The following is a 14,978-nucleotide window of genomic DNA, read 5'->3' as shown; positions in this document are numbered from 1 at the left end:
CCGGACATCTTCACAAAGGCCGTGCCTGTTGCCCCTGCGGCGTATCGTCGATGTCATAGCCGGCCGCGCGCGCCAGTGCGCGCAAGCGGTCCGCCTCGGCCCACTGGCGCTGCGCGCGGGCGATGGCCCGTTCCGCCATCCACGCCTGCACGGGCTGCGGCACATCTACCTGCGCCGGCTGCCAGGCCAGCAGATCGAGTCCCAGGGCCGCATCGAAGCGGGCCATCGTAGCTTTCTTTACGGCGTCCGGCAGCTCGCTTTTCAGCAGTTCCCAGGCCACGGCCAGGGCGCGCGGAAAGTTCAGGTCATCGTTGACCTGCGCCGCAAAGCGCGCCAGCCATGCAGGATCAGGGGCGGCCTCACTATCCACCTGGCCAAGGCCATGCACGCTGACGCGCAGGCGCGCCAAACCGCTGGCGGCGGCACGCAGCGCTTCATCCGTGAAATTGAGGCTGCTGCGGTAGTGGGCGCCCAGGCACAGGTAGCGGTAGGCCAGCGGATCGATGCCCTGCTCCACCAGGCTTTGCAGGCGTAAAAAGTCGCCCGACGATTTCGACATCTTCGCATCCTGTGTTTTCAGGAAAGCGCCGTGCAGCCAGAAGTTGGCCAGGCGCGTGCCGTGGCGCGCCTCCGTTTGCGCGATCTCGTTACTGTGGTGGACGGCCACGTGGTCTTCGCCGCCGCAATGGATGTCGAAGTACGCGCCCAGGTGCTTTTCCGCCATGGCCGAGCATTCGATATGCCAGCCCGGGAAACCCAGGCCCCACGGGCTATCCCACTCCATTTGCCGCTGTCCCGGCACGCCGCTGAACTTCCACAGCGCGAAGTCGCAGATGTCGCGTTTCTCTCCCAGGTCCACGCGCTTGCCCGCCTGCAGGCCGTCGCGGTTCAGACGCGCCAGTTTGCCATAGCTGTCCTGGCGCGTCGTGTCGAAATAGATCCCGTCGTCCGTGCGGTAGGTATAGCCTTTCGCTTCCAGGTCGAGGATGAAGGCGATCTGCTCCGCGATGTGGTCCGTGGCGCGGCACCAGACGGTGGGCGGCAGGATATTGAGCTGGCGCAGATCGCCCTCGAACGCGCGGGTAAATTCGGCAGCGATGTCCCAGGCGGACTTGCCGCTGCGGGCGCTGCGCGCCTCGATCTTGTCGTCGCCGCTGTCCGCATCCGACGTCAGATGGCCGACGTCCGTGATGTTCATCACGTGGCGCACCTGCAAGCCATTGAATTCGAGCGCGCGGCGCAAGCCGTCGACGAACAGATAGGTGCGCAGGTTGCCGATGTGCGCGTAATCGTAGACGGTGGGACCGCAGGCATACAGGCCCGCCTGGCCCGGGGCGATGGTTTCGAAGGGCCGTAGGCTGCGGCTATACGTGTCGTACAAATGAAGTGTCATGCGGGGCTTTCATGCGCGTTGCGGAAAAGAAAATGGCCACAGGTTTTTCAACGCTGTGGCCATCGGAATGAGGAGTAAAAAGTTTAACGGCGCCGGGCCGCATCCTCGCGAAGCCAGGTACACGGACACAGCGCAGCGGCGGCGCGGTATGCAAGGACTGGAGGGAGGATGGAAGAGATCATGGGACAATATCGCATGCGCGCGGGCGGGCCGTCAAGCCCTCCTGCGGCGCCAGCTTATTTTTTCGCCTGTTCGATATGCGGCAGCAGCACCGTCAGGATGCCCAGCAGCGGCAGGTAGGAGCAGATTTTGTACACATAGGCGATGCCCGCCACGTCGGCCAGGTGGCCCATCGCGGCGGCGGCGATGCCGGACACGCCGAACATCAGGCCAAAGAAAATCCCCGCGATCATGCCCACCTTGCCCGGCACCAGTTCCTGCGCGAAGACGACGATGGCGGAAAACGCGGATGAAATCACGAAGCCGATGATCACCGTCAGCACGGCCGTCCAGAACAGGTCGACGTAGGGCAGCAGCAGGGTAAATGGCGCGGCGCCCAGGATGGAAATCCAGATCACGCGCTTGCGGCCGATACGGTCGCCGATGGGGCCGCCCATGAAGGTGCCGGCCGCCACGGCGGCGAGGAACAGGAACAAATACAGCTGGGCATCGCCAAGCGACAGGTGGAATTTGTCGATCAGGTAGAACGTGTAGTAGCTCGACAGGCTGGCCATGTAGATGTACTTGGAAAACACCAGCAGGGCCAGCACGCCCAGCGCCCCCATCACCTTGTTGCGCGACAAATTAGGGCCGTGGCCGCCCGCCTTCGGCTTGAAGCTGGCCAGGTGGCCGCTATACCAGTGGCTGACCTTGTACAGCACGCCGATGGCCAGCACTGCCAGCAGGCTGAACCAGGCGATATTGCCGTGGCCACGGTTGACGATGACGGCGGCCGCCAGCAGCGGTCCCAGCGCGGAACCGACATTGCCGCCCACCTGGAACAGCGACTGGGCAAAGCCGTAGCGCCCGCCCGAGGCCATGCGCGCCACGCGCGACGCTTCCGGGTGGAAGGTCGAGGAACCGACGCCGATCAGGCCCGAGGCGATCAGCAAGGTGGGAAAGGTCGAGACGACGGACAGCATCAGCACGCCGGCCAGGGTAAAGCACATGCCGACGGGCAGCAGGAATGGCAGCGGACGGCGGTCCGTGTACAAGCCGATCCAGGGTTGCAGCAAGGAAGCCGTGCACTGGAACGTCAGGGTTATGAGGCCGACCTGGGTAAAACTGAGTGAAAACTCAGCTTTCAGCATCGGATAAATCGACGGCAATAATGCCTGGATCAAGTCATTGAGCAAATGCACGAAGGCGACGGCGCCCAGGATGTGCATGGCCAGACCGGATTGTTGTTGGGAACTATGAAGCGAAGGAGCCGCCGGCACGGACTTGGCCAATGCTGGAGCAGTTGTGGTTGTGTGCATGTGTCATCCGCAATAATCGGGCTCGGCGGGCGGCCCGGCAAAGAAGCCAGTATAGTATGGTCACTGAACTGATAACTTCCAATAATCGTCGCCCAAGTGACAACTAGGTGACAATTAAGAGCGCATCCAACGACCAGCATGTACACCCAACCCCTCGTCCAGACCCACCCCGATGGCGTGCCGTTCAGCCGCAGCACCAGCTCGCACGATTACCAGCACGTGCCGCGCCCCGTGACGGCCATGTCCCGGCAATATGCGGCGGGCGACTACACGGCGCCGCACAGCCATGTGCGGGCGCAACTGCTGTATGCGACGGAAGGCGTGATGCGCGTGTCCACCGAGCACGGCGTATGGATGTTGCCGCCGCGGCGCGCCCTGCTGATCCCCGTGGGCATCGTGCATGAAGTCCACATCTTGAGCGAACTGAGCATGCGTACCGTGTACATCGACGCACAGGTGGCGGCCCGATATGGTGCCGATTGCAAGGTGCTGGAAGTGAGCCGGCTGCTGCGCGAACTGATCCTGGCCTTGCTGGCCGAACCGGTCGAATATGCGCTAGAGGGGCGCGGCGACTGGCTGGCGCACCTGATCCTGTCGGAACTGGCGGCGGCCGATACCGTGCCCCTCGCTATCCCCTGGCCGCGCGACCGCCGCCTGGTGGCCGTCTGCTCGGCCATCATGGACGCGCCCGGCAGCCGGCGCAGCATCGAGGACTGGGCGCAGGATGCGGGCGCCAGCGCGCGCACCCTGATCCGTTTATTCCCCAAGGAAACGGGTCTGCACTACCGCCAATGGCTGCAGCAAGTCCACCTGGCCGAGGCCTTCTGCCGCCTGGACCGGGGCGAAGGCGTGGCCGCCATCGCCTATGCGCTGGGCTACGCCAGCCCCAGCGCCTTCAGCGCCATGTTCCGCCGCATCCTGGGTCGCACGCCGCAGCACTACCTGAGCGAGTGGCGCGCGGCCGAGTAAACGAAAAAAGCAGCCCGTGGGCTGCTTTCGTCAAATCGTTTGCCGGCAATCGGGCGGTAGGCCAGCCGCGTAGGTCGGCTTAGCGTGGCAAGGCCGCGCGTAAGCCGACAAGCTGCGTTGCCGGCATTGTCGGCTTACGCCCTGCGGGCCAAGCCGACCTACTCTTTTTCGCCGGCAATCAGGCGGTAGGCCAGCGCACCCAGCAAGGCGCCGATGATCGGTGCCAGCCAGAACAGCCACAGCTGGCTCGTCGCCCAGTCGCCCACGTACAGGGCCACGCCCGTGCTGCGGGCCGGATTGACGGAGGTATTGGTGACGGGGATGCTGATCAGGTGAATCAGGGTCAGCGCCAGGCCGATCGGCAGCGGGGCGAAGCCGGCCGGTGCGCGCTTGTCGGTGGCGCCCAGGATGACGATCAGGAAGAACATCGTCAGCACGATTTCAATGACCAGCGCCGACAGCATCGAATAGCCGCCCGGCGAGTGGGCGCCGAAACCGTTCGAGGCAAAGCCCTTGCTCACATCGAAACCGGCCTGGCCGCTGGCGATCACGTACAGCACGCCGCCAGCCACGATGGCGCCCAGCACTTGCGCGATGATGTATGGCAACAGTTGATTGGCAGGGAAACGGCCGCCTGCCCACAGGCCGATCGAGACGGCAGGATTCAGGTGGCAGCCCGAGATGTGGCCGATGGCGTAAGCCATGGTCAGCACCGTCAGGCCAAACGCCAGCGCCACGCCGACAAAGCCGATGCCAAGACCAGGGAAGGCCGCGGCCAGCACGGCGCTGCCGCAACCGCCCAGTACCAGCCAGAACGTGCCGAGAAATTCGGCGCCATATTGTTTCATGATGTATTCCTTTACATTGTCGAAAAAACGTACCCAGGGGACGACCAGTCAGACCGCTCATTCAGCTCGCCCTCACCGTATGGCGATGGCAAGGCAAAAACACCAGCAAAGTACGGCTGCGCAATCGCAGCAGAGCGCGCATAATGACATATTGTCATTATCAAGGCAATATTAATCTGATACGACAATATCAATAGTTTTTATGGAATCAACTATTCTTTTGATAATTTTACTGGCGCCGGGCGGCGCATGTACTTTTGCGGCGCCTCCAGCGGCGTAAAACCAAAGCCAGCATACAGGCCATGCGCATCGTCGGTGCCCAGCATCCAGGCGACATCGCGCAAACGCGCATCGCCGAGCACGGCGGCCACCATCTGCTTGCCATAGCCGCGCCCCTGGTATTGCGGCAACACAAACACGTCGCGCAGGTACGCAAAATCCGTGTAGTCGGTGACGACCCTGGCGAACGCCACTTGCTGCCCATCCACATAGCCGCCGAAACACAGCGCGTTGGCGATCCCCTTGCGCACCGTGTCGATTGCCACACCGCGCTTCCAGTACGACTGCTCGCTCAGGTAGCGGTGAATCATGGGCACGTCCAGTTCGTTGCGCTCGCTGGAAATGTGCAGTGGCGCGTGCATCAGTTCTTGTACAGCAGTTCGGCTTCTGCGATGCTGGGCTCGCCGAAGTAGACGGTGCGCACGCCGCCCTTGCCATCGCTGCCCATGTACACGCCCGTCATGCTGCGCGCGGCCGGGTCGTACAAAATCGAATAGCGGTGGCCGCAATTGTGCGGTTCGCAGACGCTGCTCAGCAGGCGCGCCTTGCCGTCGATCTCGACCGGCTTGAGCGGGCTGGCCACGCCATCGGGCACCCAGCGCTGCCGCTTCAGGCCCGCCTTTTTCAAGCCGACATTAAAAGCCTTGCGAAAGGCGTAGTCCGCCTTGTAGACGTCGGGAAAATACGGACAGGTAGCGCCGCCGTCGCAACTTTGCGCCTGCTCGATCAGCGACAGCCTCGGCGTACGGGCCTGCGCCGGCATGGCGGCCAGCGCCACGGCAGCGCCCAGGAACAGGGGCAAGAGCAAACGTGCGGACATGCAATTTCCTAACAATATCGAATAATGCCGAAAGCATAGCAGAATGGCATGCTTGTGCGCGCGCCTCAGGGAGAACAGCGGATGCCGACCACCCCGTTGACCTTGCCTTCGGGCCAGCCCGTCTCGCGCCAGCGGTACACGCCGGGCGCGACGATGATCAATTGCCATTCCACCAGCTTGCCGGCGGCATTGAGGCGGGTTTCATTGTCATAGCGTAACGTCAGGCTACGCTCCGTTTCCGCCACCACCGTCGCGGCAAAGCGGTTGGTTTCGCCCAGCTTGCTTTTCCACGTGCGGTCGTTGAAGATCGCCAGCCGCTGATGGTCGTCTGACAGCTGCATGCGCGTGAAGTGGCGCGCTTCTTCGCACACACTATTTGTATTCACGCTGTCGGACCAGCTGCCGGACAGTTGCTCGGCATCGAAAGGAGTCGGGGTGGCGGCCACGGCCGCACTCAGCAGCAAGGTTGCAAGCATAGTTTATCGAAAGAAAACGAAAGGAATCATCATGGTCGGCGCAGCGCCAGGGTGATGCTTGATGGCAGTGCGGGCGTACGCCGGTGCAAAGTCGCCTGCTCGTAGGCATACGCCATCGCAATGAGCGGCTTCTCGCCGTGGGCAGGACCGATGAAGGACAAGCCGACCGGCAAGCCCCCGAGCACGCCGGCAGGCACCGTGATGTGCGGCAAGTCGGACTGCGGCTGCGCTACGCCGTGGCAGGTCGGCCCCACCAGCGCATCGAGGCCATGCGAGCGCAGCAGCGCGTCGATGCCGCCCGGCCCGGGCGCGGGAGGCAATTCGATCAGTTCCGCGCCCTGCTCGCGCAACACGTTCAGCGCCTGCTCGATCAGGGCATCGGTGCCGGCGCACAGGCCGAACAGGCTGCGCGCCACGCCGATGCGGCGCCCGCGCAAGCCGGCGGCATCAAACACCATGCCATCGGCCAGGCGCTCGCCGCTCAAGGCGGCAAGCAGCCAGGCCGCCTCGCGCACGCTGGGCGCCATCGGTCCGGCAGTGGCTGGCTCACCACCCTGCCCGCCAGCGGCCCTGCCCGTGGGCTTGATGGCGACCAGGCCGCAGTTTGAAGCAGGCGCGACGATGGAGCCGTCCGCCGCGCTGTCGACGGCCAGGATGGTGAGTCCGGCCCAGCTGGCACTGGCATGCGGCACGCTGACGGCCGCCCACTGGCGCAAATTGCTTTTGCCGATGATGACGGCGCCGGCCGCGCGCAAGCGCGCCGCCACGAAGGAATCGCAGCTGGCGTGCGTGGCCAGGGGCGCCTGCGTGCGCGTCTTCATGCGGTCACCCGTGGCGATGTTGTCGCGCAAGACGACGGGGATGCCGTGCAAGGGGCCGCGCACCTTGTGCACTTGCCGCTCGCGGTCCATTTCCAGGGCAATTTTCAAGGCGTCGGGATTGATTTCAATGCCGGGATAGGCGCGCGCGCCGATGCTGCACAGGGAGCGGATGCGGGCCAGGTACTGCGACGTCAGTGCATGGGAACTGAGTTTGCCTGCCTGCATCATCTGCTGTTGCGGCAAGACGCCGGCGTCGAGCAGATGGGCCATGGGGCTGGCCGGCGCCGTGGCACGGGCCAGTACGGGGCGCGACACGCTCCGGGACGCGCCACTGCGTAACATCTGACTGCGCTGCATCGTATCTCCAAGAAACTTCAATGTTTCTACCGCAATAATGTGCTAGCCATAGCATAGCAGTCCTTGCAAGCTAATAGTTGTGATAAGGAATTATTTTCCAAGCAAAAAAAAACGCCGCCCGAAGGCAGCGTTTCTTGATGGTCCAGTACTGGAGCAAATCAGTTGCGTACGACACGCTTGTATTCGTTGGTGCGGGTGTCGATTTCGATGACGTCGTCCTGTGCCACGAACAGCGGTACTTGCACGGTGTGGCGGTGAGCGTCGATGGCGTTTTCGATCTTGGCTTCTTTCAGGACGTTGCCCGAAGTGTTGCCTTTGACCGCTGGCTCCGAGTACACCACTTGACGGGCGATGGTCGTAGGCAGTTCAACGGAGATAGCTTTGCCGTCGTAGAAAATGGCTTCGCATTCCATGCCATCTTTCAGGTAGTTCAGCGCTTCGCCCAGGTTTTCTTCTTCGATTTCGTACTGGTTGTACTCGGTGTCCATGAACACGAACAGCGGGTCGGCGAAGTACGAATACGTCACTGGCTTTTTATCCAGAACAACAACGTCGAACTTGTCGTCGCCGCGGAACACGTTTTCCATCGGGGTGTTCGTCAGAAGATTTTTCATCTTCCATTTGTAGGTGAAGCCCGTGCGGCTCGAACCGTTGACATCAGAACGCAACACGATCATAGGCTTGCTGTCGACCATGATGATATTGCCAACACGAATTTCTTTTGCGGGTTTCATAGGAATGTACGTAAAAAGTGGGTTGCATGAAGACCATCTGCCGCCTGTGCGCCATCAGCGCCGCAAGCTTGCGTTTGATCGGTTAAAAATACGTTAGAAATAACCGGGCATTTTACCTTAATTTTGGGCAAGCGCCTATCTCGTCGCGCCAGCGAACGCCAGCAAGTTACTTGCCAGATCGCCATTAGCCTGCATCTGCCGCTGCCAGGCCTGCGCGCACGCCCGGATGCGCGGCAGATCGGCCTGCAATGCGGGCCACAGCTGCGCCCACGGCAAGGCGTCCGCGCTGGCGCCATTCCAGGCCAGCGCCGCCTGTACCAGGCTGTCGATGGGGCCGTCCGCATCCGCCGCATAGCGCTGCAGGAAGGCGCGCAATTTCACGTGATGCAGGTTTTCATCCTGCAAATAGATATGCCAGAGAAACGGCTGGCCGGCCCATTGCGCGCGCACGAACGAGTCCTCGCCGCGCACCAGGTTCACGTCGCAAGCCCACAACAGGCGGTCGTAATCGTCCTGCGGCACGAAAGGCAGCACGCGCACGGTAAGCGCGCCGCGCGTGCGCGCCACACCGGGCACCGCCGCATCGTCGCCGATAAACGCTTGAACGGCATCGAACGCGACGCCTTCCGGCACCAGGCAGGTCACGGGCTCGCTGCCCGCCTGCCAGGCAGCAAACAGCTCGGCGACGGGAGCGGATGGATAGCAGAACAGCGACACTTTCAAGGCGCGCATGTCCGCCGCCGTCACGCCGAATTGCCCGAGGAATGCCGCCATGGCGGCGGCATCGGCCTGGAACGCCAGCCGCTGCTCGTCGAGCGCCGCTTCGCGCAGCAAGCCGCCCGTTTTATCCGTGAAGCCGGGGAAGAAGAAATGCTTGATCATGCCGTGGCGCGGCGACGTCAGCGCATGGCAGCCCTCGACCCACTCTTCCGCTGTCAAGCCTTCCAGGTTCAGCCACACGGGCTGCGGCGAACACTGCGCCATGGCGGCGATATAGCCGGGCGGAATGTCGCAGGCAAAGAACTCAATGACGATATCGGCGATATCGGCGGGCGCAAACACGCCATCCTGGCCGCGCCAGTGGCGTATCGTGACGCCGGACACCTGCTGCGCCTCGGCTGCTACGTCGATCGCGGGGCAAATGCGCTGGAAGCTGACAAGATCGTCGACCCACAGGGTGACGGCCACGCCGTGCTCGCGCTGCAACTGCCGCGCGAGGCGCCAGCAAATGCCGATATCGCCGTAGTTGTCGACGACTTTGCAGAAGATGGCCAGGGATGGCGCGCGATCGGTAGCTAATGGCATATTCAAAGGAGAAGAGAAAAACGTGGCATGGCAGCCCATAACAAAAAAGCCGCACTGTTACCAGGCGGCTTTGTTGTTGGCTGATTCAGCCGGTCTGGCGTCCCCAAGGGGATTCGAACCCCTGTACTCACCGTGAAAGGGTGATGTCCTAGGCCTCTAGACGATGGAGACAGAAAATCTGTCCTGAATGCGCTGCTTTGCATCCCGACCTGTTGCTTGTCTTACTGCTTGCGAATCTGGCGTCCCCAAGGGGATTCGAACCCCTGTACTCACCGTGAAAGGGTGATGTCCTAGGCCTCTAGACGATGGGGACAGAAATCTGTCCTGAATGCGCTACTTTGCATCCTGACCCGGTACTGCAGCAATATTGCAGAAACAAAAAAAGCCTGACTTGTCAGGCCCGTTCAGCACTGCACTCTTACTTTACAACGAAATCCTGGCGTCCCCAAGGGGATTCGAACCCCTGTACTCACCGTGAAAGGGTGATGTCCTAGGCCTCTAGACGATGGGGACCTGTGCTGGCTTACCTCTCAGCGGACTCTTCGTTGAAGGCTTTGCTTAGCCCCTCAAAAAAGCGTGCGCGAAGTATAGCATGGGGTGATTCACGAAATCAACTGCCGGGGGGGTTATTTTCCATCTATTTGCAGAGATCTCTCTATGGGGACCGGATGTTGATTTAGAACGGTGGCATTGTCGGATTACGCGTGCCGCTAATCCGACCTACGCCTCTCACCCGAGGGGTATGACGATGAATAAACGGACGTAAAAAAAGCCGCTCTAGGCGACTTTGATTACTGTGTGATTTCTGCGCTGTTGGTGGAGGTAAGCGGGATCGAACCGCTGACCTCTTGCATGCCATGCAAGCGCTCTCCCAGCTGAGCTATACCCCCCGGGCGCAGAAACACTGCTACTTCTTTACTACAACACCAGACTGAACTGGCGTCCCCAAGGGGATTCGAACCCCTGTACTCACCGTGAAAGGGTGATGTCCTAGGCCTCTAGACGATGGGGACCTCGGCACTACATTTACTTCTTTACGTCTGCGCTGTTGGTGGAGGTAAGCGGGATCGAACCGCTGACCTCTTGCATGCCATGCAAGCGCTCTCCCAGCTGAGCTATACCCCCCGGGCGCAGAAATAATAAAAGCCGCACTTGGCGACTTTGTTCCACTACTTGCTTTCCATCCAGGTTCCGTTTTTACGGGCCTGAACTTACAACAATCAGTACAAACAACTGCCACTACTATACCACAACAACCTGGCGTCCCCAAGGGGATTCGAACCCCTGTACTCACCGTGAAAGGGTGATGTCCTAGGCCTCTAGACGATGGGGACCGCGGAACTTCCAAACAACATCTGCACCGCTTCAGCGACTAACAAAACCTGACTGCGATTTTGCTGCTGGTGGAGGTAAGCGGGATCGAACCGCTGACCTCTTGCATGCCATGCAAGCGCTCTCCCAGCTGAGCTATACCCCCGTTGGTGCAGAAACAAGAGTATAGCAAAGAAGTTTCACTCTGCAAATACCCTTTTTCGTCTATGAGCAACTTTTCATAGGGGCGGTTTCCGCACCGTATTTTTACGCGTATTTAAGAGCGGCGATTACAGCCACTTTGCCAGACGCGCCAGCACGGTGTCGCGGCCGAAGATCACCACTACCTGGTCGATGGCCGGGGTCTGCAACTGGCCCGTCAAAATCAAGCGCAAAGGCATGGCCAGCAGCGGCATCTTGATGGTATTGGCGGCCAGCACTTCCTTGATCATGGCGGCGACGGCTTCCTTGCTCCACTCCACCGTGGCGATGCGCTCGGCGAATTGCGCCAGCACGGGCTTGATGGCATCCGTGATGTGCTGCGCCACCAGTTCCGCTTCCGGCTGCGGCTCGCGGAAGAACAGCATCGAAGCGGCAGCCAGTTCATTGACCGTGTTGGCGCGCTCTTTCATCATGCCCAGCACTTGCGCCAGGTCCGGCGCGCCTTCGAAGACGGCGCCGACGGCGACCATTTGCGGACGGGCCAGGTCGGCCAGACGCGTGTTGTCGGCCTGCTTGATATAGTGGTTGTTCAGCCAGGCCAGTTTTTCATTGTTGAACTGGGCCGCCGATTTCGACAGGTGGTTCAGGTTGAACCACTCGCAGAACTGCTCGGTCGAGAACACTTCATCGTCGCCATGGCTCCAGCCCAGGCGCGCCAGGTAGTTCAGCATCGCTTCCGGCAGGAAGCCTTGCGCCGGGTAATCCATCACGCTGACGGCGCCGTGGCGCTTCGACAGCTTTTCGCCATCCGCACCAAGGATCATCGGCAGGTGGCCGTACAGCGGCAGCGGTGCGCCGATGGCGCGCAGGATATTGATCTGGCGCGGGGTGTTGTTGACATGGTCGTCGCCGCGGATCACGTGGGTGATCTGCATGTCCCAGTCATCGACGGCCACGCAGAAGTTGTATGTCGGCGTGCCGTCCGGACGCGCGATCACCAGGTCGTCCAGCTCGCGGTTCGAGATCGTGATCGTGCCCTTGACCACGTCGTCCCAGCTCACATCGCCATCGAGCGGATTCTTGAAGCGCACGACGGGCTTGCGGTCGGCAGGAATGGCAGGCAGCGTCTTGCCTGGTTCCGGGCGCCAGGTGCCGTCGTAGCGCGGCTTTTCGCCAGCGGCGCGCATGCGTTCGCGCATCGCTTCAACTTCTTCCGGCGACGAGTAGCAGTGGTATGCCGTGCCTTCGGCCAGCATCTGCGCCACCACTTCGCGGTAGCGGTCCATGCGCTGCATCTGGTAGAACGGGCCTTCGTCGTGGTCCAGGCCCAGCCACTTCATGCCTTCGATGATGGCTTGCACGGCTTCCGGCGTGGAACGCTCCACGTCCGTGTCTTCGATGCGCAGCACGAAGGTGCCGCCGAAGTGACGGGCATACGCCCAGCTGTATAAAGCGGTGCGGGCGCCGCCCAGGTGCAGATAGCCGGTCGGGCTGGGAGCGAAACGGGTACGGACGGGAGTAGCGGTTGTGGTCATCGAAGTAATCAGGCTTGAATAAGTAAAACGCCATTTTACTACCTAAGCAAACCCCAAAGGCAAACCCCGGGGTCAGTCACTTCGTGATCGAAATGGGGCCCACTGGGTCCCATTTCCCCTGAGGGTCTGACCCCGGTCCTTCAAGGGGCTTGTCTTATAGTGCCAGCAGCCGCCTTTTCACCTCGTCCGCCTGCGCATGCAGCGCCTGCTCGAACAGGGCCACCAGTTGCGACAAGGGCCGGTGCAAAGGCTTGACCAGATTCACGGTGAACGGCAAGGACACGGCAAAGCGGCGGATCTGCAAGCCCTGCCCCGCATAGTCGAGGGCCGTAAGCGGATTGACGATGGCCAGCCCCACGCCTTCGCGCACCATCGCGCAGACGGAAGCGGCGCTGTGCGTGTCGAGCGCCAGGCGCCGCTCCACGCCGGCCTGCGCGAAGATGGCGTCGATCTGCTGGCGATACGGGTCGACGGCGGCCAGGCTGATGAAAGGCTGGCCCGCGAAGTCCGCCGGCTGCAGCACGGCCTTGCCGGCGAGCGAATGGCCGTCGGGCAGCACGCACACTTCATCGACGGACATCAGGGTGGCGAGCGCCGTACCCGGCGGGGCATTGTCCACTTCCGTCAGGCCGATATCGTGGCGCTGCGCCGACAACCACTCTTCCAGCAGCGGCGACTCCTGCGGCGTGATGCTGATGCTCACCTTGGGAAAATCGGCGACGAAGCGCTTGCACGCCTGCGGCAGCAAGGACTGGGAAAACACGGGCAGGCAGGCGATCGACAACTGCCCCTGGTCGAACTGGCGCAGGGCCGCCGCCGTGCTGACGATGCGTTCGAGGCCGAAGTACGCGCGCTGCACTTCCTCGAACAGCTGCAGCGCCTGGGCCGTCGGACGCAGCCGCCCCCGCTCGCGTTCGAACAGGGTCAAGCCCGTCAAATGCTCGAGGCGCGCCAGCTCGCGGCTGACGGTGGGCTGCGACGTGTGCAGCATGGCGGCGGCGGCCGTCACGCTGCCCGTCGTCATGATGGCGCGGAAGACTTCGATATGGCGCAGGGAGATAGTCATGGTCATATCATAAATGAATAAGGTCAGCCTAAATGGATATTTTATGTTTAGCCAAAAAACCCGCATCATGGCCAGCATCGTAGGTCGGATTAGCGGGCAAAGCCCGCGTAATCCGACACCACCCCACAACATGACAAAGACAGCCACCATGAAACCAGTGTCAGACGCCACCCTCGCCCAACTCGCCCAGGAACACGGCACGCCATTGTGGGTGTATGACGCGGCCACCATCCGCGCGCGCATCGCCCAACTGGCGCAGTTCGACACCGTGCGCTTCGCGCAAAAGGCCAATTCGAACATCCATCTGCTCACCCTGATGCGTGAAGCGGGCGTGCACGTGGATGCCGTCTCGCTGGGCGAAATCGAACGCGCGCTGCAGGCGGGCTTTACGCCGGCGCAAACGAACGGCGCCGCCGGCGTGGTGTTCACATGCGACCTGTTCGACCGCGCCACCCTGGCGCGCGTGGCGGCGGCAAAAATCGAAGTCAATTGCGGTTCCGTCGACATGCTGCGCCAGCTGGGCCCAGTATCGCCCGGCCACCGCGTCTGGCTGCGCATCAATCCCGGCTATGGCCATGGCCACAGCAACAAGACCAACACGGGCGGCGAAAACAGCAAGCACGGTATCTGGCACGAAGAGCTGCCGGAGGCGCTGGCCGTCATCCGCGCGCATGGCCTGCACCTGGTGGGCCTGCACATGCACATCGGCTCGGGCGTCGACTACAGCCACCTGGAAACCGTCTGCGGCACCATGGTCGACCTGGTGAAGAACATGGGCCATGACATCGAAGCCATTTCCACGGGCGGCGGCCTGTCCGTGCCTTACCGCGAAGGCGAGCAGCCCGTCGATACGAACCATTATTTCGAGCTGTGGGATGCGGCACGCAAGCAGATCGAGGCGCACCTGGGCCATCCCGTGCACCTGGAAATCGAACCGGGCCGCTTCCTCGTGGCCGACGCGGGCTTGCTGGTGGCCGAAGTGCGCGCCACCAAGCAAATGGGCGGCAACCACTTCACCCTGCTCGACACGGGCTTCAATGAACTGATGCGCCCCGCCATGTACGGCAGCTACCATGAAATGTCGGTGATCGCGCATGACGGCCGTGCACTGGACGCCAGCCCCGCATGCGCCACCGTCGTCGGCGGCCCCTTGTGCGAATCGGGCGACGTGTTTACCCAGCGTGATGGCGGCGTCGTCGAAACACGTCTGCTGCCAGCAGCGCAGGTGGGCGACTACGTCGTCTTCGAAGGCGCGGGCGCGTATGGCGCGTCCATGTCGTCGAACTACAACAGCCGCCCCCATGCGGCCGAATACCTGGTCGATGGGGAGCAATCCCGCTTGATCCGCCGCCGCCAGACGGTGGCCGAACTGATCGCGCTGGAACAACTGTAAAACCGCGCCCGCGTGCGGGCATGCGCATCTG

13 protein-coding genes and 8 tRNA genes are annotated in these 14,978 nt (G+C 62.1%); 2 read left to right on the top strand and 19 right to left on the bottom strand.

The window, feature by feature from the left end:
* Positions 1-10: 10 nt before the first annotated feature.
* Both cysS and OPV09_RS10910 read right to left on the bottom strand, forming a co-directional pair.
* The gene (gene cysS / locus OPV09_RS10915) at positions 11-1,393 is read right to left on the bottom strand and encodes a cysteine--tRNA ligase (protein WP_338681634.1); all 1,383 of its coding nucleotides are present in this window, start codon (positions 1,391-1,393) and stop codon (positions 11-13) included.
* Between the two features lie 236 nt (positions 1,394-1,629).
* Positions 1,630-2,871 (bottom strand): MFS transporter, encoded by a 1,242-nt coding sequence (locus OPV09_RS10910; RefSeq protein ID WP_072454775.1) that lies wholly within the window; start codon positions 2,869-2,871, stop codon positions 1,630-1,632.
* A gap of 138 nt (positions 2,872-3,009) precedes the next feature.
* Here OPV09_RS10910 and OPV09_RS10905 point away from each other — a divergent pair, with 138 nt between their 5' ends.
* A complete protein-coding gene (locus tag OPV09_RS10905; protein ID WP_070301578.1) occupies positions 3,010-3,840 on the top strand; it encodes an AraC family transcriptional regulator in 831 nt (276 codons plus the stop codon).
* Between the two features lie 158 nt (positions 3,841-3,998).
* On the opposite strand, the gene aqpZ is transcribed toward OPV09_RS10905, so the two are convergent.
* The 17 genes from aqpZ to OPV09_RS10820 form a co-directional block, all read right to left on the bottom strand.
* Positions 3,999-4,688 (bottom strand): aquaporin Z, encoded by a 690-nt coding sequence (gene aqpZ, locus OPV09_RS10900; protein WP_058048505.1) that lies wholly within the window; start codon positions 4,686-4,688, stop codon positions 3,999-4,001.
* Positions 4,689-4,900: 212 nt separating this feature from the next.
* On the bottom strand, positions 4,901-5,329 hold the full coding sequence (locus tag OPV09_RS10895; RefSeq protein WP_338681632.1) for a GNAT family N-acetyltransferase: 429 nt from the start codon (positions 5,327-5,329) through the stop codon (positions 4,901-4,903).
* Entirely contained in the window at positions 5,329-5,787 is a 459-nt protein-coding gene (locus tag OPV09_RS10890; protein WP_319992615.1) for an Ivy family c-type lysozyme inhibitor, read from the bottom strand. The genes OPV09_RS10895 and OPV09_RS10890 overlap by 1 nt, the downstream gene beginning before the upstream one ends.
* Positions 5,788-5,852: 65 nt before the next feature.
* Positions 5,853-6,263, bottom strand: coding sequence for a hypothetical protein (locus OPV09_RS10885; RefSeq protein WP_139143284.1), 411 nt, complete (start codon positions 6,261-6,263; stop codon positions 5,853-5,855).
* Positions 6,264-6,292: 29 nt separating this feature from the next.
* Positions 6,293-7,399 carry an amidase family protein gene (locus tag OPV09_RS10880; RefSeq protein ID WP_338681630.1) on the bottom strand — a complete coding sequence of 369 codons (1,107 nt, stop codon included), beginning with the start codon at positions 7,397-7,399 and terminating at the stop codon, positions 6,293-6,295.
* Positions 7,400-7,599: 200 nt separating this feature from the next.
* Positions 7,600-8,175: an elongation factor P gene (locus OPV09_RS10875; protein WP_034758247.1), complete on the bottom strand. Its 576-nt coding sequence runs from the start codon at positions 8,173-8,175 to the stop codon at positions 7,600-7,602.
* A gap of 135 nt (positions 8,176-8,310) precedes the next feature.
* Positions 8,311-9,480 (bottom strand): elongation factor P maturation arginine rhamnosyltransferase EarP, encoded by a 1,170-nt coding sequence (gene earP, locus OPV09_RS10870; RefSeq protein WP_338681628.1) that lies wholly within the window; start codon positions 9,478-9,480, stop codon positions 8,311-8,313.
* Positions 9,481-9,575: 95 nt separating this feature from the next.
* Positions 9,576-9,651, bottom strand: a tRNA-Glu gene (locus tag OPV09_RS10865).
* 66 nt (positions 9,652-9,717) lie between these two features.
* A tRNA-Glu gene (locus OPV09_RS10860) sits at positions 9,718-9,793 on the bottom strand.
* A gap of 124 nt (positions 9,794-9,917) precedes the next feature.
* A tRNA-Glu gene (locus OPV09_RS10855) sits at positions 9,918-9,993 on the bottom strand.
* 301 nt (positions 9,994-10,294) lie between these two features.
* Positions 10,295-10,370 (bottom strand) — tRNA-Ala (locus tag OPV09_RS10850).
* Between the two features lie 47 nt (positions 10,371-10,417).
* Positions 10,418-10,493, bottom strand: a tRNA-Glu gene (locus OPV09_RS10845).
* Positions 10,494-10,529: 36 nt separating this feature from the next.
* Positions 10,530-10,605, bottom strand: a tRNA-Ala gene (locus OPV09_RS10840).
* A 133-nt stretch (positions 10,606-10,738) separates the two neighbouring features.
* Positions 10,739-10,814: transfer RNA gene (locus tag OPV09_RS10835), tRNA-Glu, on the bottom strand.
* Between the two features lie 67 nt (positions 10,815-10,881).
* A tRNA-Ala gene (locus OPV09_RS10830) sits at positions 10,882-10,957 on the bottom strand.
* 124 nt (positions 10,958-11,081) lie between these two features.
* A complete protein-coding gene (gltX, locus tag OPV09_RS10825; protein ID WP_338681626.1) occupies positions 11,082-12,488 on the bottom strand; it encodes a glutamate--tRNA ligase in 1,407 nt (468 codons plus the stop codon).
* 154 nt (positions 12,489-12,642) lie between these two features.
* A complete protein-coding gene (locus OPV09_RS10820; protein ID WP_319992611.1) occupies positions 12,643-13,554 on the bottom strand; it encodes a LysR family transcriptional regulator in 912 nt (303 codons plus the stop codon).
* A 148-nt stretch (positions 13,555-13,702) separates the two neighbouring features.
* Between OPV09_RS10820 and lysA the strand changes: the two genes are divergently transcribed.
* Positions 13,703-14,947 carry a diaminopimelate decarboxylase gene (lysA, locus tag OPV09_RS10815; protein ID WP_338681623.1) on the top strand — a complete coding sequence of 415 codons (1,245 nt, stop codon included), beginning with the start codon at positions 13,703-13,705 and terminating at the stop codon, positions 14,945-14,947.
* Positions 14,948-14,978 lie beyond the last annotated feature (31 nt).

The organism is Janthinobacterium sp. TB1-E2 (genome assembly GCF_036885605.1).
GTDB lineage: Bacteria > Pseudomonadota > Gammaproteobacteria > Burkholderiales > Burkholderiaceae_D > Janthinobacterium > Janthinobacterium aestuarii.
The sequence above is the reverse complement of the archived record's forward strand: the minus strand, read 5'-3'. Positions and strand labels throughout refer to the sequence as shown.